Genomic DNA, 24610 nt, shown 5'->3' on the forward strand with positions numbered 1-24610 from the left:
TATTCCTTCTTGTTATGTCTGAATACAGATAGTTGGCCTAGCATTTGAATGTGTTTTATAAGGTGCAAAAGTCATAGCGGTTGCACCAAAAAATGAAAAAGAAGGGAGATTTAGGGTCTTCTTGGTGCAATTGGTCGCTCTGAATTTGTGCATTATTGGGACGAGTATGTTTGATTGGTTTTGGATGCTGATTTCTGCTGCGTTAGTATTTGTGATGCAGGCAGGTTTTTTATGTTTGGAAAGTGGTCGAATACGCAGTAAAAATAGTATCAATGTTGCGGCCAAAAATATTTCAGACTTTATTGTTTCAACGAGTATTTTCTGGCTGTTCGGCTTTGGCATTATGTTTGGAGAGTCGGTTTCTGGCTGGTTTGGTAGCAGTGACTTCTTCTTCGGTTCAGCGCATTCGCCTGAGCAAATCAGTTTTTTTGTTTTTCAAATGATGTTTTGTGGTACAGCAGCTACGCTAATGTCAGGTGCGGTAGCAGAACGCATGTCTTTCATTGGTTATCTTTGTATTGCGGTATTATTAAGTGCCGTTATTTACCCTGTTGTTGGTCATTGGGCGTGGGCTGGCGCTTATTCAAATAATGCCAGTGGTTGGCTTCAAGCAATGGGCTTTGTTGATTTTGCTGGAGCGACTATGGTGCACTCTGTGGGTGGCTGGGTTGCACTTGCGGCAATCATCATCATTGGACCTCGTCTTGGCCGCTTTGAGCAGGGTATCCGTCTTCCGCCCGGAAACAACCTGCCTTTATCTGCCTTAGGTGTATTGCTTATTTGGTTCGGCTGGATCGGCTTTAATGGAGGGAGTACCTTAGAGCTCAATGAGCAAGTGCCTATTATTCTTTTGAACACTTTCGTTGCCGCTGCATGGGGAGGAATTGGTGCCGCTGCACTTAACTACTACCACGACCGTTATATTGATGTAAGCAGTGTGTTAAATGGCACGATTGCTGGGTTGGTGGCAATCACTGCTTGTTGCCATCTGGTTACGCCCGTCGACTCAGTGGTTATTGGTGTAGTGGCTGGCATCATTGTTTTTTATGGTGCTCTGTTAATGGAAACGCTGCGCTTAGATGATGCTTTAGAAATTATTCCTGCGCATCTATTTGCGGGAATATGGGGGACCTTGTCCGTTGCTTTATTTGGAGACCTATCAGTACTTGGTGAGAATGTCGGTGCTTGGCAGCAATTTTCGATCCAAGCTTTCGGTATTTTAGTGATTGGTATTTATTGCTTCGCAGTTTCTTATGTGGGAATACGGTTACTCAATACCATTTTGCCCCTGAGAGTGAGTAGAGAGCAAGAAGAGCAGGGGCTAAATGTTTCAGAACACAGGGCAACGACTGAGGTCTTAGATTTATTAGTGTCTATGCAATATCAGCAAAAACAGGGTGACTTCTCAAAACCCGTTCCAGAGGAACCTTTCACTGAAGTTGGGCAAATAGCTCATCGTTATAATCAAGTGATTAATAGAGTTCAGTCTGAAATTAACCATAGAGACGACGCGCTAACCCAGTTCAAAGAAAGTGAAATGCGAAAGTCTGCAATATTAAACTCCGCAATGGATTGCATAATCAGCATTAACCAGAAAGGGTTGATCACAGAATTTAATCCTGCGGCTGAGCGTACGTTTGGTTGTTTGAAAAAACAGGTGAAAGGTAAAAGTTTTATTGATGGTTTCGTACAAGAGCAACATAGAGCTGAAATTCGAGAGAGCCTTGAAAGTGGTTTCTTATCGTCTTCGGGGTTGATTTTAAACAGACGCAATGCCTTTCCTTTACAGCGTTCTCCCAATCACGCCTTTCCCGCCGAGATTGCAATAACACGTGCTAACTCAACAAAAAGCCAAGATAGTGAATTCACACTGCATATAAGAGATGTTTCTCAGCGTCTAAAACTACAAGAAAAAATGCGTTTTCTTGCGTATCGGGACCCGCTTACCGAACTGTTTAATCGGGCCTATTTCATGGAGCGATTAGAGTCGATTTTAAGCTCAGACCATAAGCAGCACAGTGCATTGGCTTTGTTGTTTTTAGACTTAGATAAGTTTAAAAATATCAATGATACATTGGGCCACAAAGCTGGAGATGAGTTACTCTGCGAAGTTGCTCTGCGCTTGCGAAAGGTATGCGGTGAATCTGATGTGATCGCACGCTGGGGTGGAGACGAGTTTGTTATATTGGTTTGCGAGAATGTTGTTCAAGAGAAGGTGCTTGAGCAAGCAGAGAGAATACTAGCAGCCATGCGTCAACCCTTCTCTCTGTTGGGTAAGAGTGTCGACGTACCAACAAGTATTGGGATCAGCTTATCGTTAGAAGGTGAGCACAGCGACGCAGATCGCTTTATACAACAGGCGGATATGGCTATGTATCAGGCAAAAGAGCAAGGCAGAGATAACGCCCAGCTCTTTAGCCGTTAGAGTGTTATCTTCTTAGCTGTTTTCGTTGCTTCGAGATTGTTGTTCTGCGAGGTTCTCTCGTTCGCGAATGGTATCCATAAGCTCCACATTTTGAGTCTTTTTATGGGGAGCCACACGATGGTGAAGAGCCGCTTTTGCTACCATGTTGGCCGCCACCGGTGCGGTAATAAGCAAGAATAGAGTGATCAAAAACTCTTTAATAGAGAAGATTTCTTGCCAATAGCTTTGCAAGATCATAGAGGCTAGCAACACACCTGTAATCCCCAGCGTAGAAGCCTTTGTTGGGCTGTGCAGACGCGTATAAATGTCTGGTAATCGCACTAGACCATAGGAGCCTAAGAGTAGGAAACCGCCGCCAATTAGCATTAGGGCACAAACAATCACTTCAAGATAAAAAGGCATAAGTTATCCTATTCAATAATATCGCCGCGAAGTAAGTACTTACATATTGCTGCGGTACTTACAAACCCTAGCATGGCTATTAATAATGCGGCTTCAAAATAGATGGCAGTTTCAACCAGCATGCCATACAACAAGATCAAGGCAATGGCGTTAATGTACATGGTATCTAACGCCAGTATGCGATCGGTTGCCGTAGGTCCTTTCAATAAACGCCATAGATTAAGAACTAAAGCTGCGCAGATACACACAGCAACAATGGAGATAGTGCTCTCTAACATTGAAAAATCTCCTTAACGGGGGCTTCGTAACGGCTTTTTATTTGTTCAATCAAGGCTGTCTCGTCTTCAAGATGTAAGCTATGAATATAGAGGTAAGCTTTATCTTTGGAAACTTCAACGCTCACCGTACCTGGTGTTAAAGAGACGGTGCTGGCTAAAACGGTAATACCCAAATCTGAGTTCAGGTTAATAGGGACAGCAACAAAGCCAGGTCTAAGTTCACTTACCGGGCCAATGATCAACATGGCAACCTCAAAGTTGGCCGTAATGATGTCTTTTATCACCATAAAAACATATCGAATAGCCAACCAAGGTTTTTTAATTCTTGGGTGGTTCTCGTGCATGCTGGCAATTAACAGCGGGATTGTGATGGCAAAAAACACAGCTAACACAATGTGTCCAGGACTAATTGAATTGTTGAGTAACAGCCAAACACAAAACAACATTAGACTGTGGAAGGGCATAGGAAAAAGCTTCATGGTGTTTCTCCTGGCAATAGTCCAACCGCAGACTGTTCTACGTCGTGCAAATAGTTAGCTGCCTGTAGGGTAAATTCGGTGATATCACCACCAAAGATAACCAGCGTAGGTGCGGCTAGAAGCAAGAAGGCAATGGCGAAGATCTCAGCCGGTTGAGCTTGTTGAGGCTCATCGATAGATGATCCACTATGGCGCCAGAACAGTGTAGTGCCAGCGCGCGAGAAGGCCACTAAAGCCGCTAGACTGCTTAATAGTAAGACTGGCCAAATCCAGAGCGTTTCAGCAATCGACTGCGTAGCTTGTAAAATCATTACCTTACCAACAAAACCAGAAAGTGGTGGCATACCTACTAGGGCCAAAGCAGTGAAAGCAAAAGCAAACCCAATTAGCTTGGGTTGCTGTAGCAAGCGTGAGCGTACGAAACGATCTTCTGCCTTGCCTCTTTGTCTGCTAATCACATCAGCGAGTAAAAATAATCCAGCAGAAGCAAGGGTGCTATGCACCAAGTAATACAAAGCAGCCCCTGTGGCTTCTACCGAGTCAATGGCAGCACAAACTAATAAAGTTCCGCTGGAAGTGATCACCAAATTGGCGCTCAACGTTTTGAGTCCAGGGCTTGCTAAAATACCGACTGTCCCTATTACAATAGTGGCAAGTGCTAGAGGCCACAACCAAGGCGTTGCAATATTGGCAAGTTCACCAGCGTGATCACCAAAAATCACTACGTAAACACGGAAGATACTGTAAATACCTACCTTGGTCATAATGGCGAATAAAGCAGCAACTGGTGCCGTGGCGCTAGCATAGGTTTTAGGTAGCCAAAAGTGCAGAGGTAATAATGCGGCTTTTAAGCCAAAAACAACTAGCAATAATAAAGCGCCCGTTTTGGCTAGTGTGGCAGTCCCACCTTGTAGACTGGCTACTTTTAACGCCATATCCGCCATGTTTAGGGTGCCTAACGTGCCGTATAGAATCCCTAATCCAAATAAGAATAAGCTGGAACCGACGAGATTCAATATCACATAATGCAGGGCAGCTTGAGTTTTTTGCTTACCGCCCGCGTGTATCAGCAAGGCGTATGAGGCAATCAGTAAGATTTCAAAGAAAACAAATAGGTTGAAAATGTCTCCAGTTAGAAAAGCGCCATTAATCCCCATGAGTTGAAACATAAATAATGGATGGAAATAGGCTCCACCTTTATCACTGCCTGCAACTGCATATAAACACACCGCAAAGGCTAAAACTGACGTTATCAACACCATGATAATGGATAAAGGGTCAGCAACTAAGGCAATACCAAAAGGTGGTTGCCAACCACCTAGAGCGTAAACAATAACGCCTTGATTTTTGACTTTCAAAAATAGATAGATTGTTGCTAACAGTAGTAACAAGCTACCTACAACAGACGCAACCCGCTGCGTATTTATCTGACGCGATAATGGGGGTAACAGTAATAAAGCCCCGAGGCATAAAGGAATTAAAATCGGGAGAATAGCAAGATGTTGCATTTAGCGCTGACCTCCAGATTTAGATTGACGTTCTTCAGATGGCTTTGGCAACACACCATCTACATGGTCATTGCCTAAATCCGCTCGTGCTCGCATGGCCAAGATAACCACAAACGCCGTCATAGCAAAGCCAATTACAATGGCGGTGAGAACAAGCGCTTGTGGTAGAGGGTCACTGTAAGTATCTGACTGACCTAAGACAGCCGCCGCATTTAGCTTCAAACGGCCACTGGCAAATAGGAATAAGTTCACCGCGTAAGACAATAACGTGAGCCCAACAACAACAGGGAAACTGCGTCCGCGTAGCACTAAAAAGACTCCGCAGGCAGTTAAAATACCCACACAAAAAGCGTACATACCTTCCATTACTCTTGCTCCTCTTGTGTCAGTCTCTCTGAGGTTGTGAGCTGGCCTAAATTGGCAAGAATTAACATGGTGGCTCCTACAACGGTTAAATAAACGCCTAGATCAAAGACCATAGCGCTTGCAAGTTCAAACTTACCTATAGCGGGTAGATAGAAGTAATCGAACCAAGTTTTGAGGAAAGCTTGACCGAATAGCCAGCTTCCTAAACCACTTAGTGTCGAGATACCAACACCAAGCCCGATCATGATTTGATAATCTAATTTTATACGGCTTTTTATCCATTCGACACCGTGTGCAACATACTGTTGGATAATGGCAACAGAAGTAATAAGGCCGGCGATAAAACCACCGCCAGGCATGTTGTGACCACGTAAGAAAATATAAGCAGAAACCAATAGTGCTAGAGGTAATAAGCTCTGGGAGATCACGGCCAGCAAAATAGGGTGTCTATCTTCAGACCAAGGGCGTCCATTGTTGTCGCTGGATGGCATGAATAAACGCATACGAGCAATCAGTTTATAAATACCAAGTGCAGCAATACCCAATACTGTTATTTCACCTAGTGTATCAAAGCCCCTAAAGTCCACTAGAATCACGTTAACAATATTGGTTCCGCCTCCCCCTGTTTTACTGTTGGCAGTAAAGAAGGTAGAAATGGTATCCAGCGGCCGGGTCATTAAGGCGTAACAAATAGTACCAATGACACCCCCTGCAACAGAGGCAATACCTAGGTCTCGAACCACACGACGAGGCGATGACTCTTTTGGTGTTTTCTGAGGAAGGAAGAAGAGCGCCAGCATCAGCAATACAACTGTCACTACCTCTACGGATAATTGCGTTAAGGCCAAATCAGGTGCAGAGAACTTAGCAAACGCCAATGAAACAATTAAGCCAACTACAGACAAGGTTAGTAGCGAAATTAAACGTCTGCGGTGCCAAATAACGGTAGCCAGAGCGGATAAACTCAGCAACACGGCGCCGGTTATTGACACCCAATCAAGAGGGATTTCTGTTCTATGACCCGCCGTTGTATTTAGGTTCATTAAACTTGCAGATGTCATAATTAAAGCGAGCACTAAAGTAAAGAAAACATAGCGCTGTAAAGAGCCATTTTCAGTAAAACTAATGAAACGACCTGCTTGATGGGCAAGGTTCTGAACCACCCCTTCAAAGACTAATTTAGGGTCTTGACCAGGGAACTGAGACTGAAACTTAAATAAATGAGAGCGGCTGTGGTATACCACCAGACCACCAATAAGAGCAATCACACTCATTAAGAGCGGCAAATTAAAACCGTGCCAAATGGCTAGACTATATTCAGGAACAATGCCATTCAAAGTGGCGCTAGCGGCGGCTTGTAGTAGGTCTCCGACCACTAAACTCGGAAAAATACCCACAATCAAACAAAGTGCCACTAATATTTCTACTGGTACTCGCATATAGCGTGGGGGTTCATGGGGTGTTTTGGGTAAGTTAATGGGCTCTCCATTAAAGAACACATCGTGAATAAAGCGTGTCGAGTAAGCAACGGCCAAAATACCACCTAACGTGGCTAATACAGGAATAAACCAAGATAAAGAGCCTAATGAGGCTTGATGTAGAGTTTCGGTAAAGAACATCTCTTTCGATAAAAAGCCGTTCATTAAGGGGACGCCAGCCATAGAGGCTGAGGCCACCATTGCTAAGGTGGCAGTAAAAGGCATGTATTTCCACAAGCCATTGAGTTGGCGCATGTCACGAGAGCCTGACTCATGGTCAATTATGCCAGCCGCCATGAATAAAGAGGCTTTAAAAATAGCATGATTGATAATATGAAAGATGGCCGCAACGGCTGCAAGGTCTGTCCCCATGCCTAGCAATAGGGTGATCAAGCCAAGATGGCTAATCGTGGAGTTAGCCAATAAACCTTTTAGATCATGTTGGAACAAAGCAATATAAGCTCCAACTAAGAAAGTAGCTAAGCCGGTCAAACTGACAATAAGGAACCAAAGGTCGGTTGTAGCAAGGGCAGGATAAAAACGCGCCATTAAAAATATGCCGGCCTTAACCATTGTGGCTGAGTGTAAGTAAGCACTTACTGGAGTAGGGGCTGCCATGGCATTAGGTAGCCAGAAATGGAATGGGAATTGTGCAGATTTAGTAAAAGCCCCAAGTAGTACCAACACCACAATAACAGGGTAGCTCGCACTGGCTCGAATTAAATCGCCACTGTAAAGCACCACTTGAAGGCTGTAACTGCCTACGGTTTCTCCCAATACTAATAAACCTGCTAGTAATGCCAGGCCACCTGCTCCTGTAATAGTAAGAGCCATTCTGGCCCCTTTTCGAGCTTCAGTTTTATGCCCCCAAAAACTGATCAATAAGAAAGAGCTAATACTGGTTAGCTCCCAGAAAAACCATAATTGAATCAGGTTGTCAGACAACACCACACCCAGCATGGCGAACATAAATAAAATTAAATAGGCGTAGAATTTACCGATGGAGTCTTGGGCAGACAAATAATAACGAGCATAAAGAATGACTAATAAGCCAATGCCTAAAATGAGGATGGCGAACAGTAGTGCCAAACCATCTAACCGGAAGGCCAGTTCTAACCCTATGGAAGGAATCCAGGGGATAGAAGCCTGAAATAAACTGCCTTGAAAAATAGCGCCTGCATGAGACAGTACCATGGCAAGTGCTAAGGCGGGAAAAGCCGCGGTCATAAAAGCACAAGCAGTTCGACTAAAGTGGGCAGTCATCAAAGGGACGAACACCCCAAGTAAAGGCAACAGAGGAATCCAGATAAGAGAATTCAAAAGACGAACTCCTTATGACAAAAAACAAACACTTTCATATAGTGATACACAAGTACGTCATCCTATTAGTCAAAAAAAACTAGGCGCTTGCCCAGTATCTTTACATAGACTAAACATTACCAAAATCCCCACGGCCTCGACTAGCTTTTTCAAAAAATATGCATAAAAAAAGCCAACGGCACAATAACATACCGTTGGCAAAGGGTAGGGAGTTAGCTTAGGCCCCCATGAAAACAATGATGAAAAGAAAACCAACCATGCTTTGTTAAGGCCTTAAGCTCTTACAACAAAACGACTGCGATTAACGCTTTTGGATACAACACAGAAAGCGGGAACAGTGCCGATAGCTTCTGAATTTATCGGAACCTTCATTGAGTATAGAAGGGAATCTCAGAAAAGGAGCCAAAACTACAAAAAGCTACGAAACACGTGAGTTGGCTTGAGAGGGTAAGTCATTCATTACTGTTAAAGGATAAAAAAACCGCAAGTAGGGACTACTTACGGTTTTAATATTATTGCAGTCAGTTGTGCGTCGTGTCTGCAATGCTCTGACTTAAAACTTCTTTTAAATCAAGCGCTTGATTGGTGGAGATGGGGGGATTCGAACCCCCGTCCGCCAGTCCTCTGCCATCGGCTCTACATGTTTAGTCACTTCTATTTTTTGACCACGAACCGCCCGAAGGACAGGGTGTTAATGGCGAGCCTACTTGATCTTAGAACCTTATCCCTAGGCGGGGCATCGGTTAGCATCTTGTAATTTATGATACTGCGGAATCTCTGGCTACAAGCAACCGGAGGGCAGCACACTAGCAGGTGTTTAGGCTGCTAAAGCGTAGTTTTCGTCGTTTGCGACTATTAAATTGATACGAGTGGATTTACGAGATCACGTATCACTCTCGACATGCACCTCAGGTTTTGTAACCGTCGTCGAAACCAAGTCATCCCCGAAGTTGCGGCCATTCTAACGGAAACAATTGTGTTTCGCTAGAGATAACCGACTTTAAACACTGTGTTTCATTAGGCGTTCTTTATCTCTTGCCCAATCTCTTGCTTTGGCCGAGTCACGTTTATCGTGGTCTTTCTTACCCGTTACCAAGGCGATTTCACATTTGATTTTATTGCCTTTCCAGTACAAAGCCATGGCCGCACAGGTTTTCCCTTTTTGTTCAGTAATTTGAACAATGCGATCTAGCTCCTTGCGGTTAAGCAATAATTTACGTTGCCTAAGTGGTTCACAAACCACGTGGGTTGAGGCACTTAAAAGTGGCGTGATGCGCGCGCCTACAAGCCAAGCCTCATTCTGGTGAATAATCACGAATGAGTCGACTAGTTGGGCTTTACCCTCTCTTAGGCTTTTTACTTCCCAGCCTGCAAGGGCAACACCAGCTTCGAATTTTTGGTCAACAAAATAGTCGTGTTTGGCGCGTTTATTTAGCGCAATGGTGCCACTGTTGTTGGATTTTTTCTTTGCTTTACTCATAGTCAGAAATTATACGGTCGATACGCGCAAAAACCTATGCTTTTCTTGAGGTATGCGCCTTAATGTAAGAAAATTCAGTTTTATTTAACTATATTAAGCTTTTGCGTGTGGGTAAAAGGGTGGTTGTCCACTTAAGTTTTGGCCCTTGCACGCTCTACTTTTATTCTAGAGCCGTAATTTATGCCTGAAAGTCGATGTTTACAAGGTATTTGGTCAAGCCCATGGGTGTTTATTTTTGCAGCCAGTGGCTCGGCTGTGGGGTTGGGCAATATTTGGAAGTTTCCTTATCTAGTTGGTGAAAATGGCGGTGGAGCGTTTTTGCTCATTTATTGTTTGTGTTTGTTGCTGGTGGGGTTACCTGTGCTGATCGCAGAAGTGGCTTTAGGGCGCACTGTCCGCTCTAACCCGATTGATACTGTTAATGACCTAAGCGAGCGTCAATATTTGCATAAATACTGGGTGGCGGTGCCTTGGCTTGCTGGTATCACAGGTTTTCTGATTTTAACCTTTTATAGTGTGATTTCAGGTTGGTCTCTTGGTTACCTTGAACGGGCGATTGTCGGAGATTTTGTCGGTTTAAACCATGCAGATGCTGTTGTCATGTTCCAAGATTTACTCGCTAAACCCAGTGAAATGTTGTTCTGGCACTCCGTTTTTATGTTTCTTGTGGTATTGACAGTAGGGCAATCTGTCACGCGTGGCTTATCTAGGTTAGTGCGAATATTGCTGCCATTGTTGTTGTTTGTTTTGTTAGCGTTAACAGCCTATTCCCTGACTACTGGCGCGGCTTCGCAAGCGTTAGCTTTTTTGTTTGATTGGTCTTGGGAAGATGTCACATTCGGTGTGGTGCTTTCTGCGGTGGGGCATGCGCTTTTCAGTTTGAGCGTGGGTATGGGGGCTATGTTTGCATATGGCGCTTATATGAGCAAAAGCATGTCCATTGCGCGAGCTTGTGGCATAGTGGTTTTGATCGATTTGGTGGTAGCGGTTTTAGCCGGCTTGCTTATTTTCCCTTTGGTATTTGCATTTCAAATCGATGTTGAGTCTGGCCCTAGCCTTACCTTTATATCACTGCCTATTATTCTAGGAAGCTTGCCAGGTGGTCAGTTCATAGGATTAGCCTTTTTCTCTTTATTGGGTATTGCCGCCTTAACCTCGGCGATTTCTATGCTGGAACTGTTTGTCGCTTGGTTGCACGAAAAAATTTATATTGGGCGCTTGCAAGCGGCTTTTCTTATGGGAGGGGCTGTCTGGTTTATAGGTGTGGCGGTTTTGTTATCATTCAATAAGTGGGACGGTGACATCATGTTTGGTCTAAACGCCTTTGGCTTATTAGACAAACTAACCTCAATCGTTCTGTTGCCTGTTGTGGCTATTTTATTGTCTTGTTTGGTTGCTTGGGCTTTACCTAGAGATATGCTGCAGAAAGAAATGATAGCCCAGCAGAAACATCATTTTGTCTGGTGGCACCGAGTTTTGAAATACATCAGTATTCCCGCCATGGTTGTTATTACCTTAGCGGGTTGGATAGGAGCGTGACTTGAGTTTAATAGAGCGTTTTGCTCATGTGAATTACAGTTGTGAGCAGATGTACCGTCTGGTGAACGACATTAATGCATACCCCGAATTTTTACCTGGGTGTTTAGGGGCGAATTTAATTTCATCAACCGATTTGGAAATAGTCGCCTCTTTAAATGTTGGTAAAGGGCCAATAAACCAGTCTTTTACCACTAAGAACTATCTTGAGGAAAACCGCCAAGTTGAAATGACTTTGCTGGAAGGGCCTTTCAAGAAGTTGCACGGAGTGTGGACATTTACAGAATTGTCATCGAATAGTTGTAAAATTTCCCTTACTATCGAATTTGAGCTTAGTGGCATGCTAAAATTTGCTTTTGGTGGTGTGTTTAGCCAAGTTGCTAATACCATGGTGGAAGCCTTTAGCAAACGCGCAAAAGTTGTGTATGGTGAATAAAATGAAAGTAGAAGTTGCTTATGCGCTGCCCAGTAAGCAAAAAATAGTGGCACTCGAAGTGGAAGATGGCTGTACAGTTCGCGAAGCGGTGCGTCGTTCAAATATCAACGCTTTTTTTCCGGAACTGGATCTGGAGAACGCTAAGCTAGGTATTTTTGGTAAAGCAGTTCGTAATGCCGACTCTCAGGAGCTAAAAGAGGGTGAACGAGTTGAGATTTACCGAGAGCTGCTGGTCGACCCTAAACAAGCAAGGGCAAACCGAGCAGCGAAGGCGAGTAAGAATTAATCGTTAATAATGTCGGTTACTACGCCTTCTGCGAAAATGAGTGTTAAGTTATCTGCTGCGCTCTCTGGTGTTTCTGGTGTAGCGTAGCGAGTAGTGTAAAGGTAGTGCCACTGGTCGGGTTTAAATGTATCTCTGACCATTGGCTCGCCCAATAGGTATTTAACTTGTGATTCTGTCATGCCAACTTGCAATTGTGCGAGTTGCTCTTCAGTAACCAAGTTGCCTTGTTCAACGGGTACCTTGTATGGTGCTGGAAATAAACTGCATGCGCTTAATGAGAAAATGGCGCAAAGAACAAAAATTGATTTTTTCATTGGTAATATCCTAACTCTGGTATGCTAATGATAAAGTAATTATCAACAAGATCGAATAGAGAATGACTCATGAGCAGTGAAAATCAAGAACTAAAGAAAGCTGGACTTAAGGTTACGCTTCCTCGCGTAAAAATTTTACAAATTCTTGAGAATGCAGGGGAGCATCATCTAAGTGCTGATGATGTGTACCGTACCTTGTTAGATCAAGGTGAGGATGTAGGGTTGGCAACCGTTTATCGCGTGTTAACTCAGTTTGAAACTGCAGGTTTGGTTATGCGTCACCACTTTGAGGCAGGCACTGCTGTTTTTGAGTTGGCGAAAGGGGACCACCATGACCATATGATCTGTTTAGAAACAGGCAAGGTCATTGAGTTTGTTGATCCTGTTATTGAAAAACGTCAGCATGAAATTGCAGAAGAATATGGCTATGAAATTGAAGATCACAGCCTAATCATGTACGTACGCCCTAAAAAATCATAAGGCGTTTAAATTTTATGTAAAAAAGCGGAGGTCACATATTGTGCCTCCGCTTTTTTGTTTGAGCTTTACTCTGGTGCCCTGAATTATTGTAGTTGAACGTTACCTAGCATTTCTTTGGCATGAGCAAGGGTTTGTTCCGTTAATTCGATGCCCCCTAACAAACGCGCAATTTCTTCAGTGCGATCGGCTTCTTGTAATTGATTAACTTGCGAAGAGGTAGCTTGATCGACCACCTGCTTGCTGACTCTTAAGTGTTGATTACCTTGTGCCGCGACCTGTGCTAAATGAGTAACACAGAACACTTGTCCGCGAGCACCAACAGAGCGCAACATGCGACCAACGACTTCCGCAACACCACCGCTTATTCCTACATCCACTTCATCAAACACAAGGGTGGGAATAGTGGATGTATGAGCAGTGACAACCTGAATTCCCAAACTAATGCGTGACAGCTCACCACCTGAAGCCACTTTACGAATGGCTTGAGCGGGTTGGCCCGGGTTGGAGGCGATCATATATTCTACTTCTTCAAATCCGTTAGCACTCACCTGGTTGAGAGGTTGGCAATCAATATAGAAGCGCGCATGTGGCATACCTAAGCCGTGTAGTTGCTCTTCTACTTTCTGAGCGAGTTTATCTTTAACTTTGAAACGCTGTTCAGTTAATGAGGTTGCTAATGCAGTGAGTTCTTCATACGCTTGCTCTTCTTTGTCTTTTAGAGCTTCTATACTCGTTTCACTACTTTGTAGTTGAGCAAGTTCTGCGTCAACACTTTCTCTTAGGGGAATAAGTGCTTCAGGGAGTTGTTTGTGTTTGCGAGCGGTGTCGTAAATGTCCGACAAGCGGCTTTCTACATCTGCTAAACGTGCTGGATCTTGCTCCAGAGTGTCTTGATAATGGTGTAGACTGTCTGCTGCTTCTTGGGCTTGAATAAGTGCTTCGTTCATGAGCTCTAGTGCATCTTCCAGCTCCTTGGTAGGAGGGGAAATTTGCGATGCGTTATGAAGAGCCTGATTCAATAAAGAACAAACACTGCCTTCGTCGTTGTCGACCAAAATGCCGCTGGCAAAGTATGCTTTACTTTGGGAGTCAACTATATTGGAGAGAAACGCCTGTTCTTTCTCTAATTCTGCCAGTTCACCCTCTTTTAAATCAAGTTGAGCCAGCTCCTGGGACTGATAAGAAAGTAATTGTATTTTGGCGTCTTGTTCAGAAGAGCGGTTTTGTTGGGCGGCAAGCTCATCTTTGAGTTGACGCCAAATTTGATATTGTTGAGCAACTTGCTGACTCAATGTCGTTAACTGGCCGTATTCGTCAAGTTGTTGGCGCTGAGCGCTTTTCTTTAAAAGCGACTGGTGTTCATGTTGGCCATGAATGTCGACTAAGTGACTGCCAACCTCTTTTAAATCCCCAAGAGTACAAGGGCGGCCATTAATATAGGCTTTAGAGCGACCTTCTTTGCTAATCACGCGTCTTAAGATACATAAATTGTCGTGCTCAAGGTCTCTTGTTTCTAGCCATTGATACACTTCGGGGTATTGTTGAATATCGAAAGTAGCAGAGATGTCTGCTCGTTTTTCTCCGTGGCGAACGACTCCCGCGTCAGTACGGCCCCCCAAGCAGAGAGATAGGGCGTCTACCATGATAGATTTGCCAGCCCCAGTTTCTCCAGAAATGACTGTCATACCGGTCTTGAACTCCAAATCTAGGCTTTCAACAATGGCAAAATTCGAAATCGCGATGCTATTTAGCATAACAAACTCCCAACAAGAGAAATTAAAATATATGGTTATTTATACAGTAGTTTTTTGCTTTTTGCCAAATGCTATTGTTGTTATTTTGTTCGATTTTATTTTTTACTTTTGTAAATTCTATTTAAATCAATTATTTATATGGTTTTTGCGTGGTTTTCTGAAAAACATTAACGAGAGTAAAGAAATATTCGCTTAGATGGCCCTAATTTTTATGAGGTTTTAGTGTTGAAAGGACAAAAGTTGTCCCAATATAGGCCACACAGATAGACAACAGTTTCTGTTATTTGGAGTAAAAAATGAGTGAGCAACAAGGCAAATCAACAGTCGAAGAACAAGTAGCGAGTAACGAAGTTGAAGAGCAGGTAGAAGGCATTCTTGAGCCTGAATCTGAGATCTTTGAAGAAGCCCCAGAAAGCGACGAATTGGCTAAGGCTTTAGAAGACGTAGCTCAGTACAAAGAAGCGGCTTTGCGCGCCCAAGCTGATGCGCAAAATGTGCGACGCCGTGCTGAACTAGATGTAGAAAAAGCACATAAATTTGGCTTGGAGAAGTTTGCTAAGTCTATTGTGAGTGTTGCGGATAACCTAGAGCGTGCTTTGGCCTCCGCTGAGCAGACTGAAGAGTCCGATCCAGTGCGCGAAGGGGTAGAGCTAACCTTAAAAGATCTAGTTGAAACCCTTGCTCGCTTTGAAGTGAAAGCTGTTGACCCACACGGTGAACCTTTCAACCCTGAATTACATCAAGCTATGACTATGGTGCCAAATCCTGAGATGGAACCAAACACTGTCATGGATGTGATTCAAAAGGGTTACACCTTGCATGGACGCCTGTTGCGCCCAGCAATGGTAGTGGTTTCAAGTGCCCCATAAAAAAACGTCATTTTTTTGACACTGGTCGCTTGAAAAGTATTAAAGCGTACCCAAATACAGAATTATCAACGTAACAATTGAACGAATAAACGAATTTATTGGAGATCTAAACCATGGGTAAAATCATTGGTATTGACTTAGGTACAACAAACTCTTGTGTTGCTGTGTTAGATGGCGAAAAATCGCGAGTGATTGAAAACGCAGAAGGCGATCGTACTACTCCTTCTATCGTCGCTTACACTGACGACGGTGAAACTCTTGTTGGTCAATCTGCTAAACGCCAAGCAGTGACTAATCCAAACAACACTATCTTCGCGGTTAAGCGTTTGATTGGTCGTCGTTTCCAAGACAATGTTGTGCAAAAAGACATTTCTATGGTGCCATACAAAATTGTAGGCGCTGAGAATGGCGATGCTTGGGTAGAAGTTAAAGGTGACAAAAAAGCACCACCACAAGTATCTGCTGAAATTCTTAAGAAAATGAAGAAAACAGCGGAAGACTACCTAGGTGAAGGCATTACAGAAGCGGTTATTACAGTACCGGCTTACTTTAATGACTCTCAACGTCAAGCAACTAAAGATGCAGGTAAAATTGCTGGTCTTGATGTTAAGCGTATTATCAACGAGCCAACTGCAGCAGCACTAGCATACGGTCTAGATAAAAATGCTGGGGACTCTACAATTGCAGTATATGACCTTGGTGGTGGTACATTTGATATTTCTATCATTGAAATTGCAGATGTTGATGGTGAGAAGCAATTCGAAGTGCTATCTACAAACGGTGACACTTTCCTAGGTGGTGAAGACTTCGATATGCGTGTTATCGAATTCTTAGCAGACGAGTTCAAGAAAGAGTCTGGCATTGACTTACACAGTGACCCGCTGGCACTACAACGCCTAAAAGAAGCGGGTGAAAAAGCTAAAGTTGAGTTGTCTTCTTCATCTCAAACTGAAGTGAACTTGCCTTACATTACGGCTGATGCAACTGGTCCTAAGCACTTAAATGTGAAGTTGACTCGTTCTAAGCTAGAATCTTTGGTTGAAGAGCTAGTTGTTAATTCCCTAGAGCCTTGCCGTCAGGCGCTGAAAGATGCCGAACTTTCTGCATCTGAAATCGATGAGGTTATCTTGGTCGGTGGTCAAACTCGTATGCCTCTAGTTCAGTCAAAAGTGGCTGAGTTCTTCGGCAAAGAGCCACGTAAAGATGTGAACCCAGACGAAGCGGTTGCTATCGGTGCTTCTATCCAAGGTGCTGTATTAGCAGGTGATGTTAAAGACGTATTGCTACTAGACGTTACACCTTTGTCTCTTGGTATCGAGACCATGGGTGGTGTTATGACGGCTCTTATCGAGAAAAATACGACTATCCCTACGAAAAAGTCGCAAACATTCTCGACTGCTGAAGATAACCAGAATGCGGTAACTATTCACGCTCTACAGGGTGAGCGTAAGCAAGCTGCACAGAATAAATCTCTAGGTCGTTTTGACTTGGCAGATATTCCACCTGCACCACGTGGTGTGCCGCAAATCGAAGTAAGCTTCGACATTGATGCGAACGGTATCTTGAGCGTATCCGCTAAAGATAAAGCGACTGGTAAAGAGCAGTCTATCGTGATCAAGGCGTCTTCTGGTCTAAGTGACGAAGAAGTTGAACAAATGGTTCAAGACGCAGAGGCAAACGCTGAAGAAGATCGTAAGTTCGAAGAGCTTGTGCAGGTTCGTAACACTGCTGACGGTATGATCCACGCTACTCGTAAAACCTTAACTGACGCTGGTGATAAAGCGACAGAAGAAGAGAAAACTGCGATTGAGACAGCAATTAGCGAGCTAGAAGAAGCACTAACGTCTAACGATAAAGAAAAGATCGAAGAGAAAACGAATGCGTTGACTCAAGCGTCTGGCTCTTTGGCTCAGAAAATGTATGCTGAAGCTGAAGCAGCACAGCCAGGTGAAGCAGGTCAAGAATCTGCTCAACCACAAGATGATGCTGTAGATGCAGAGTTTGAAGAAGTAAAAGACGATAAAAAATAAGCCCTAGGCTTATTTTTTATCTCCCCTGAAATTATGGGGGAAGCTAGAAAACACGGTTTTAGGGCCGTGTTTTGCTATCTATAACCCTTCCATTTTAGGGTGAAAAGTAATTTTATTTACGACTCAGACTTAATGATTCAGGAATGCCTGCAATGAGCAAAAGAGACTACTATGAGGTTCTTGGTGTAGCCCAAGACGCAGATAAAAAAGCGATCAAAAAAGCCTATCGCTCACTGGCTAACAAGTACCATCCGGATAAAAATCCAGACAACGCTGAAGCACTTGAAAAGTTCAAGGAAATTGCAGAGGCCTACGAAGTTTTATCCTCTGAGGAAAAGCGTTCAGCCTATGATCGATTTGGTCATGAAGGTGTGAATGGCCAAGGTGGTTTTGGTGGTGGCGCTGGAGCAGGTGGTTTCAGCGATATCTTTGGTGATGTATTTGGCGATATTTTTGGTGGCGGTGGACAGCAAAGCCGTACCCGTCGTGGTTCTGACTTACGTTACACGCTAGAGCTAGATTTAGAGCAAGCTGTATGGGGATGCGACGAGAAAATTCGCATACCAACGGCAGTGTCTTGTAAAACATGTGACGGTACAGGAGCCAAAAAAGGAACGAAACCTGTTACTTGTCAGACCTGTCAAGGGCAAGGGCAAGTGCGTGTATCGCAAGGCTTTTTCTCTGTACAGCAAACGTGTCCACAATGTCATGGCCAGGGTACTATCATCTCGGATCCATGTCATGACTGTCATGGTCAGGGCATGAAGCAAGAGTACAAAACACTGTCTGTTAAAATTCCTGCGGGGGTTGATACAGGTGATCGCATTCGCCTATCTGGTGAGGGTGAAGCTGGACCTCATGGTGGACCGTCAGGAGACTTATTTGTCCAAGTTTCTGTGAAACCACATAATATTTTTGAACGTGACGGTGCTAACCTATACTGTGAAGTGCCCGTTAGCTTCACAACTGCGGCGCTAGGTGGCGAAATAGATGTTCCGACACTAGATGGTCGTGTGCGTTTAAAGGTAACGGCTGAGTGTCAAACGGGTAAGTTATTCCGACTACGCAATAAAGGGGTAAAACCTGTGCGTGGTGGCCCAGTTGGTGATCTAATCTGTAAAGTGGTTGTGGAAACACCGGTTAACTTAACAGAGCGTCAAAAAGAGCTGTTTACCGAGCTTGCTGAAAGTATGGGGGAAGGTACTGATCATTCGCCTAAGCAAAAAAGCTGGTTCGATGGAGTAAAGCGCTTTTTTGATGATATTAAAAAGTAACATTGCTCAACGTAAGAAAAAGGCGCTTATTTAGCGCCTTTTTCTTTTAGTAAGTAGTCTATGTGGTTGCGCAATAAGCTGGCAGCGTTAGTAAAGCTTTTGTTATTAGGGATGATAAAGTCCGCTTTGCTCCGAATCTCAATGGTTTTAAGAGCGGCTTGGCGTACATGACGCATGTAGCGGCTAGTCACTTCATTAACATTACGTCCACGTTCAGCAATGTCTCGCTTCAAACGTCTTACCACAGCAATGTCCATATCAGTATCTACAAACAATAAATAGTCTACGGCATCACGCACACCAGGATCTTGGAACATCATGTGACCTTCCACCAGGACAATATGAGTGGGTTCCAAGTTACGGTAACCAACACGCTTATGCTGAGAGTGGTCATAAACTGGAATCTCATTTGGTTGTTGGCGGTTCTTACAATTGTGAATGGCCAAGGTTAAGCTTTCTAGGTCAAGAGAGCTTAGGTCGTCAAAGTTATACACATCAGGGTCGATGCTGCCACATCCATTGTAAAAATTATCTTGGCATAAAACGGTAATTTTATCGTCTTGTCCTTCTGCCAAAAGAGAGCAAAGGCGGCTTTTACCACTGCCTGATACTCCAGTTACGCCAATTACGAGCGCCATTCGTCACCTCAATGATTAGATAGTTTTATTGCTAACTGCTTTACACCATTTTAACAGAGATCTGTAATCTACGCTGGAGATATATACAAAATTGTTTGCTTAGTCAAAAAGGTGGCTTGCTAGATCTATCTTTTGTTGTGAAATTGTAATCATCTAGTTAAATGAGTTTGTTTGAGGGTGTTTTATTTTCAAGGCTTGGTATGCTTTATATCTAAGGACACATTGACGAGCGTTATGGGTATGCGAAAGTTCTTCTTCATTTTTTTATTCATCCTATCTCCTTTTAGCGTACTGGCCGAAGAGTCAGAAGAGCTAGAAATTGAAAAACCTAAGCTGTTAACTGAAGCTATGTTATTTGGCCTGCCGATTAATGACCTCACGCAAACGGCTTTAGACAAGCAACTGAATGCACGTGGTATAGAAAGCTACCCTTCTTACAAAGAGGGGGTAGTAAACTATGGTTTAGGGGAAGAAGGGATTCTAGGAATAAAAATTCTAACCGTACAATACAATCGTTCAGGGCATTTTAAACAGGCAATTTTTGCAGGCATAGTAGAAGATAACGGTAAGCGTAAAGCCATAGGGGAGTTATTAGAAAGGCGCTATGGCAAACCAGAGTTAGGTTTTGTAAAAGACGGTTATGGCCGAGCAAAGTGGTTATTTGATGACAACTGCTATATTGAACTTCATAATACTACTTTCGATGTGTCAGTGAGTTATGTTGATGCTAGGCCTAAAACGGTTTCTCCATCTGGTCGTATTGATGTACAGGCATTGTCACGTAAGTCTCAATAGCTTTTGGTACAGCCCAAGATAATTCATGCCCTTTTCCGACTTTAATTTAAGATTTGCTTATTTCATTCAGCCTTACCTTAGTGACATTGCACTGGCCCTAGTGGCTACCTGTCTGGTTATTTATGGCGATAAAATTAATGCCTTCATTAAACGCCAAGTTTCTTCTTGGGTCTTTGTGGCCCGCATAATGGCATTTATTCTTATGTGTACTTTTGGGTACGGCTTTCTTACCTTGTGGGGGCAACCAATTGTGCTTTGGACATTGTTGCAGATAGATTTGGTTTACCGGCCCGTGAGTGTGTTGATCTGTTTTAGCATTTTAGGATTTCTTGCCGAAAGAAAACGTTATTTGTAAAAAAAATCATGAAATTTCACTTCATTTTTTGTTATTGAATTACGATATAAAAGAACGAAGTCCGCTTAGCTTTTACTTTTCTATCTTGGTATGTAGTAAAGTTTCTATATCTAGGTTTATTTCTTGTTATTTCAATAAAATATTTTCTAAATATAAGATTTAAAAGGCTTTTTTGTAGCCTTCTTACAATTTGTTTTTACCAATTTGTGACGTTAGACTGCGCCCATGTTGAACCTAAAAGGTCTTATTCAGAGGTAAAAAAATGTCAAATACTTGGTTACAAGCTCTTTCTCAAGCGGAATCTATGATTCCTTTGCTAGGTAAACTGGGCCGCGAGCAATCTGTTAAAGTGCAATTGGCAGGAAACACGCTAATGGCTGATTCTGTAACAAGTTTGATGGAGACCTTTGAATCTTATCCTGAGTTAGATCTTAGCCAAGTATACCAGTTGCTCACGCAACTACAGGAAAGCCAAATTGCTAATACCACCGTCGAACTTGAAACTTTATTAGCAGAAGATGACTTGCAAAACATAGCGAATAGTCAGTCTACAAACACCGATGAAACACCTGTAGTGCTTTACGGATTTGGTCGTATTGGTCGTTTGTTAGCACGCCGCATGTGCTCATTAGGTCATACGACTCCAGGAATGAAGCTTGCTGCGATTGTCGTTCGCAAAGCTTGTGAAACAGACCTAGTTAAGCGTGCTAACTTATTAAAGTACGATTCGGTGCATGGCACTTACGACGGCATTGTAAAGATTGATGAAGCAAACCAAATTTTAGTGATTAATGGTCAGTCAGTAAAAATAATTTACGCCTCTGATCCTGCCACAGTGAATTACCAAGCGCATGGAATTGAAGGTGCGCTGCTAGTTGATAACACTGGCCGCTGGCGTGATCACGATGGTTTGAGTGTGCACCTAAATCGCCCTGGTATTGAGCGTGTGGTATTGACAGCTCCAGGTAAAGAAATGAAGAACGTTGTTTTTGGTGTTAATGACGGTGATATCGCTGAAACAGATCAAATTATCTCCGCTGCTTCTTGTACCACTAATGCAATCACACCAATTCTATCGGTTCTTGAAGAAAAATTTGGCATTGTCTCTGGGCATGTTGAAACTGTTCATGCTTACACAAATGATCAAAACCTGATTGATAATATTCATAAAGGAGATCGACGCGGTCGTGCAGCCGGAACGAATATGGTGATGACAGAAACGGGTGCTGCTAAGGCGGTATCCAAAGCGATACCATCTTTAGAAGGTAAGTTAAGTGGTAGCGCTATCCGTGTTCCTGTCATTAATGTATCAATTGCTGTGCTCAGCTTGAACTTAAAGCAATCGGCATCGGTTAAAGAAATTAATAGCTTGCTGAAAGGGGCGTCAAATACTGCAGAGTTGTCAGGGCAAATTGGCTTTAGCGATTGTGCTGATGCGGTAAGCTCGGATTTTATTGGTTCTCAACAAGCAGGAATTGTTGATTCCTTATCAACAAAAGTCCGTGATAATCAGGCAATCCTATACGTTTGGTACGACAATGAATACGGTTACAGCTGTCAGGTAGTGCGCTTGATGGAAAAGCTTGCGCAAATGAAAAGCCTAGAATGCGACATATTAGACAGTGAAGCTGCTTAGAAAAGCTATTTAATATTCCCTTTAAAAGCAATGTAGCTTACCGCTATGTTGCTTTTTTTATGGAGCTAGAAGGAGCTTAACTGAAATTGCTAAGCACATACAAATTACCATAGGGCGAATTAGTTTAGCTCCCTTGGTGATGACTAAGCGTGAGCCAATCTGAGCCCCCAGCCATTGGCCGACTCCCATCACTATCCCTAATAGCCAAAGAATGTGGCCTGTAAAAGCAAACAAAAACAATGATGTGCAATTGCTGGTGGCATTAAGGACTTTAGTATGGGCGGTTGCCGAAACAATCGATAACCCCATGAAGCATAAATAGGCAGTAGAAAAGAATGCTCCAGTACCTGGGCCGATTAGACCATCGTAAAAGCCAATGCTGGTTCCTACGAAAAAGGCGAACTGGTTTTTTGTTAGCGCAACACGGCTAGCAATAAAGGGTTGGGCTTTGGGTAGGAAGAAGAAAAACACCGCCACAGCGATCAAAATGATTGGCACTGCTTTTAATAAAATGCCACCGTCGATATAGGAAACGAGCAGTGTGCCTAGCATACTTCCGATGGCGGTCATTAAAATAGGCAAACGCATGTCTTTTAACTTCACTTGGCCTTTTTTAACAAAGTGGTATGAAGCAGATAAAGTGCCGGCACAACCTTGTAATTTGTTGGTGGCAAGGGCTTCGGCAGGAGAAAGCCCTGCCATAAGAAGAATAGGCACAGTAATGAGCCCTCCACCTCCGGCGATAGCATCAATAATCCCAGCTATTAAGGCAACTAGAAAGAGCGCTAAGTACACCCAAATAGAAATATCGAACAGTACAAAGTCCATGTATCTTCTGTGTTTGTGAAGAGAGAAATGAAGGCTCAGTTAGTATAGCAAAAAAGCTCACTTAGACAACGTCATAAGTGAGCTTCCTAGAGCTGATAGCTAACCTGAACTATTTATTCATGTATTGCTCAAGTTTGCTTACTTCTTCAGAGGATACTTCAAGACCCAGCTTAGTTCGACGCCATAATACATCTTGTGCAGTGAACGCCCACTCTTGCTCAATTAGGTAGTCTACCTCTGCTTGATAAAGGTCGCTGCCGAAATGCTCCCCCATTTCTTCTAAACTGCCTTTACCTTCCAAGAACAAGTGAGAACGGCTGCCATAGCTATGGGCCAATCGTTTAGCAAGGTGAGCGCCAATAAATGGGTAGCTCTTTTGCAGCTCCATAGTGTAAGTATCTAGCGAAACAGAGAAGTCGCCACCTGGTAATGGTTTACTGTGCGTCCAAGCTGGGCCAAGTTGATCGAAATATGGTGTCAGTTTACTCATCGCCGATAGAGCCAGTTTTCGGTATGTAGTGATCTTGCCACCAAATATGCTTAATAGCGGGGCTTGGCTATTCTCATCTTCTAAGTGTAAGGTGTAGTCACGTGTTACTGCAGATGGGTCGTTAGACTCGTCTTCGAGTAGCGGGCGAACACCTGAGTAGTGCCAAATAACATCATCTTTTGTCAGAGATTTTTTAAAGTGGTCATTGGCTACATTTAAGATGTATTGAGTTTCTTCATCCGAGATTTTTACCTCTTTCGGATCGCCTTTGTACTCTACATCGGTCGTGCCCAATAAGGTGTAATGCTCGCGATAAGGAATGGCAAACACAATACGCTTATCGGTATTTTGCATTATAAAGGCATTAGAGAACTGATGGATTTTTGGCACCACAATATGGCTGCCCTTAATCATTCGGATGCCATAAGGTGCTTTTTTCTCAAGTTTGCTTTCAATGAATGAAGAAACCCATGGTCCTGCTGCATTAACTAGAGCACTGGATGTCACGGTTTGAACTTCATTGGTTAATTGGTTTTCTAGAGTAATGACCCATTGGCTGCCTTCTCGTTTAGCGCCAGTGCAGCGCGTGCGAGCGTAAATGGCACCACCGTTTTGCTGAGCACTTAATGCGTTTGTTACGACTAAGCGCGCATCATCAACCCAGCAGTCTGAATATTCGAAACCCTGCGAAATATCGTTTTTTAGGGGACTGTCTGCGCCGTATTTTACCTTATGAGAGCCGGCCAAGGTGTCACGCTTGCCTAGGTTGTCATACAAAAATAGACCAATGCGGATAAGCCAAGCAGGACGTAAATGAGGTCGGTGAGGCATTTGAAAACGCATAGGTGTGACAAGGTGCGGAGCGACTTTCAAAAGCACTTCTCGCTCAGTTAAAGCTTCTTTGACCAAGCGAAACTCGTAATGCTCCAAATAGCGTAAACCACCATGTATGAGTTTACTACTGGAAGATGAAGTGGCTTGTGCTAGGTCTCCCATTTCACACAAGCCGACTTTCAAGCCTCTACCAGCGGCATCCGCGGCAATGCCTGTACCGTTAATGCCGCCTCCAACTACGAAAAGGTCAAAATGTGCGTTTGTCATGCTGTGCCTCACAAAATAAAATGAACATGAATGTTCGAAAGTGAACATAATT

23 protein-coding genes and 1 other RNA gene are annotated in these 24610 nt (G+C 43.4%); 11 read left to right on the plus strand and 13 right to left on the minus strand.

Annotated elements, in window-relative coordinates; all coding sequences use genetic code 11:
* The first annotated feature begins 166 nt into the window (after nucleotides 1-166).
* Nucleotides 167-2425: an ammonium transporter gene (gene amt / locus ACYVGZ_RS08925; RefSeq protein ID WP_460754185.1), complete on the plus strand. Its 2259-nt coding sequence runs from the start codon at nucleotides 167-169 to the stop codon at nucleotides 2423-2425.
* 12 nt (nucleotides 2426-2437) lie between these two features.
* Here the strand turns inward: amt and ACYVGZ_RS08930 are convergent, their stop codons facing one another.
* The 8 genes from ACYVGZ_RS08930 to smpB all read right to left on the minus strand — a co-directional run bounded on the left by ACYVGZ_RS08930 (nucleotide 2438) and on the right by smpB (nucleotide 9736).
* Nucleotides 2438-2827, minus strand: coding sequence for a Na+/H+ antiporter subunit G (locus tag ACYVGZ_RS08930; protein ID WP_460754187.1), 390 nt, complete (start codon nucleotides 2825-2827; stop codon nucleotides 2438-2440).
* A gap of 8 nt (nucleotides 2828-2835) precedes the next feature.
* On the minus strand, nucleotides 2836-3105 hold the full coding sequence (locus ACYVGZ_RS08935) for a K+/H+ antiporter subunit F (protein WP_460754190.1): 270 nt from the start codon (nucleotides 3103-3105) through the stop codon (nucleotides 2836-2838).
* On the minus strand, nucleotides 3099-3584 hold the full coding sequence (locus tag ACYVGZ_RS08940; RefSeq protein WP_460754193.1) for a Na+/H+ antiporter subunit E: 486 nt from the start codon (nucleotides 3582-3584) through the stop codon (nucleotides 3099-3101). The genes ACYVGZ_RS08935 and ACYVGZ_RS08940 overlap by 7 nt, the downstream gene beginning before the upstream one ends.
* Entirely contained in the window at nucleotides 3581-5092 is a 1512-nt protein-coding gene (locus ACYVGZ_RS08945) for a monovalent cation/H+ antiporter subunit D (protein ID WP_460754196.1), read from the minus strand. Before ACYVGZ_RS08945 ends, ACYVGZ_RS08940 begins: the two co-directional genes overlap by 4 nt.
* Nucleotides 5093-5458, minus strand: a complete 366-nt coding sequence (locus tag ACYVGZ_RS08950; RefSeq protein ID WP_460754199.1) for a Na+/H+ antiporter subunit C — start codon at nucleotides 5456-5458, stop codon at nucleotides 5093-5095.
* Nucleotides 5458-8256 carry a monovalent cation/H+ antiporter subunit A gene (locus ACYVGZ_RS08955; RefSeq protein ID WP_460754201.1) on the minus strand — a complete coding sequence of 933 codons (2799 nt, stop codon included), beginning with the start codon at nucleotides 8254-8256 and terminating at the stop codon, nucleotides 5458-5460. The genes ACYVGZ_RS08950 and ACYVGZ_RS08955 overlap by 1 nt, the downstream gene beginning before the upstream one ends.
* Nucleotides 8257-8839: 583 nt before the next feature.
* Nucleotides 8840-9202, minus strand: a transfer-messenger RNA (tmRNA) gene (ssrA, locus tag ACYVGZ_RS08960).
* 54 nt (nucleotides 9203-9256) lie between these two features.
* On the minus strand, nucleotides 9257-9736 hold the full coding sequence (gene smpB / locus ACYVGZ_RS08965; protein WP_460754204.1) for an SsrA-binding protein SmpB: 480 nt from the start codon (nucleotides 9734-9736) through the stop codon (nucleotides 9257-9259).
* A gap of 180 nt (nucleotides 9737-9916) precedes the next feature.
* Here smpB and ACYVGZ_RS08970 point away from each other — a divergent pair, with 180 nt between their 5' ends.
* The 3 genes from ACYVGZ_RS08970 to ACYVGZ_RS08980 are packed head-to-tail and all read left to right on the plus strand — an operon-like array spanning nucleotide 9917 to nucleotide 11994.
* The gene (locus ACYVGZ_RS08970; protein ID WP_460754207.1) at nucleotides 9917-11275 is read left to right on the plus strand and encodes a sodium-dependent transporter; all 1359 of its coding nucleotides are present in this window, start codon (nucleotides 9917-9919) and stop codon (nucleotides 11273-11275) included.
* Between the two features lies 1 nt (nucleotide 11276).
* A complete protein-coding gene (locus ACYVGZ_RS08975; protein WP_460754210.1) occupies nucleotides 11277-11708 on the plus strand; it encodes a type II toxin-antitoxin system RatA family toxin in 432 nt (143 codons plus the stop codon).
* Nucleotide 11709: 1 nt separating this feature from the next.
* Nucleotides 11710-11994 carry an RnfH family protein gene (locus tag ACYVGZ_RS08980; protein WP_460754213.1) on the plus strand — a complete coding sequence of 95 codons (285 nt, stop codon included), beginning with the start codon at nucleotides 11710-11712 and terminating at the stop codon, nucleotides 11992-11994.
* Here the strand turns inward: ACYVGZ_RS08980 and ACYVGZ_RS08985 are convergent.
* Entirely contained in the window at nucleotides 11991-12308 is a 318-nt protein-coding gene (locus tag ACYVGZ_RS08985) for an outer membrane protein assembly factor BamE (protein WP_460754216.1), read from the minus strand. The genes ACYVGZ_RS08980 and ACYVGZ_RS08985 overlap by 4 nt on opposite strands.
* A gap of 69 nt (nucleotides 12309-12377) precedes the next feature.
* On the opposite strand from ACYVGZ_RS08985, the gene fur reads away from it, so the two are divergent.
* Nucleotides 12378-12788, plus strand: a complete 411-nt coding sequence (fur, locus tag ACYVGZ_RS08990; protein WP_460754218.1) for a ferric iron uptake transcriptional regulator — start codon at nucleotides 12378-12380, stop codon at nucleotides 12786-12788.
* Nucleotides 12789-12871: 83 nt separating this feature from the next.
* Here the strand turns inward: fur and recN are convergent, their stop codons facing one another.
* Complete coding sequence (recN, locus tag ACYVGZ_RS08995) at nucleotides 12872-14542, minus strand: DNA repair protein RecN (protein ID WP_460754221.1); 1671 nt, start codon at nucleotides 14540-14542, stop codon at nucleotides 12872-12874.
* Nucleotides 14543-14838: 296 nt separating this feature from the next.
* On the opposite strand from recN, the gene grpE reads away from it, so the two are divergent.
* The 3 genes from grpE to dnaJ all read left to right on the plus strand — a co-directional run bounded on the left by grpE (nucleotide 14839) and on the right by dnaJ (nucleotide 18715).
* A complete protein-coding gene (gene grpE / locus ACYVGZ_RS09000; RefSeq protein WP_460754224.1) occupies nucleotides 14839-15411 on the plus strand; it encodes a nucleotide exchange factor GrpE in 573 nt (190 codons plus the stop codon).
* 113 nt (nucleotides 15412-15524) lie between these two features.
* Nucleotides 15525-17441: a molecular chaperone DnaK gene (dnaK, locus tag ACYVGZ_RS09005; RefSeq protein WP_460754226.1), complete on the plus strand. Its 1917-nt coding sequence runs from the start codon at nucleotides 15525-15527 to the stop codon at nucleotides 17439-17441.
* Between the two features lie 152 nt (nucleotides 17442-17593).
* Nucleotides 17594-18715, plus strand: a complete 1122-nt coding sequence (dnaJ, locus tag ACYVGZ_RS09010; RefSeq protein ID WP_460754229.1) for a molecular chaperone DnaJ — start codon at nucleotides 17594-17596, stop codon at nucleotides 18713-18715.
* A gap of 26 nt (nucleotides 18716-18741) precedes the next feature.
* On the opposite strand, the gene ACYVGZ_RS09015 is transcribed toward dnaJ, so the two are convergent.
* A complete protein-coding gene (locus ACYVGZ_RS09015; RefSeq protein WP_460754231.1) occupies nucleotides 18742-19353 on the minus strand; it encodes a uridine kinase family protein in 612 nt (203 codons plus the stop codon).
* A gap of 234 nt (nucleotides 19354-19587) precedes the next feature.
* Between ACYVGZ_RS09015 and ACYVGZ_RS09020 the strand changes: the two genes are divergently transcribed.
* The 3 genes from ACYVGZ_RS09020 (at nucleotide 19588) to ACYVGZ_RS09030 (ending at nucleotide 22139) form a co-directional block, all read left to right on the plus strand.
* Nucleotides 19588-20148 (plus strand): uridine kinase, encoded by a 561-nt coding sequence (locus tag ACYVGZ_RS09020; RefSeq protein WP_460754234.1) that lies wholly within the window; start codon nucleotides 19588-19590, stop codon nucleotides 20146-20148.
* Nucleotides 20149-20173: 25 nt separating this feature from the next.
* Complete coding sequence (locus tag ACYVGZ_RS09025; RefSeq protein ID WP_460754236.1) at nucleotides 20174-20503, plus strand: DUF3392 domain-containing protein; 330 nt, start codon at nucleotides 20174-20176, stop codon at nucleotides 20501-20503.
* 262 nt (nucleotides 20504-20765) lie between these two features.
* The gene (locus ACYVGZ_RS09030; protein WP_460754239.1) at nucleotides 20766-22139 is read left to right on the plus strand and encodes a glyceraldehyde-3-phosphate dehydrogenase; all 1374 of its coding nucleotides are present in this window, start codon (nucleotides 20766-20768) and stop codon (nucleotides 22137-22139) included.
* Between the two features lie 57 nt (nucleotides 22140-22196).
* Here ACYVGZ_RS09030 and ACYVGZ_RS09035 read toward each other — a convergent pair whose 3' ends face one another.
* Complete coding sequence (locus ACYVGZ_RS09035; RefSeq protein WP_460754242.1) at nucleotides 22197-22967, minus strand: TSUP family transporter; 771 nt, start codon at nucleotides 22965-22967, stop codon at nucleotides 22197-22199.
* Between the two features lie 109 nt (nucleotides 22968-23076).
* Nucleotides 23077-24558, minus strand: a complete 1482-nt coding sequence (gene glpD, locus ACYVGZ_RS09040) for a glycerol-3-phosphate dehydrogenase (protein WP_460754244.1) — start codon at nucleotides 24556-24558, stop codon at nucleotides 23077-23079.
* Between the last annotated feature and the right edge of the window lie 52 nt (nucleotides 24559-24610).

It is taken from the genome of Marinomonas epiphytica (assembly GCF_054780655.1).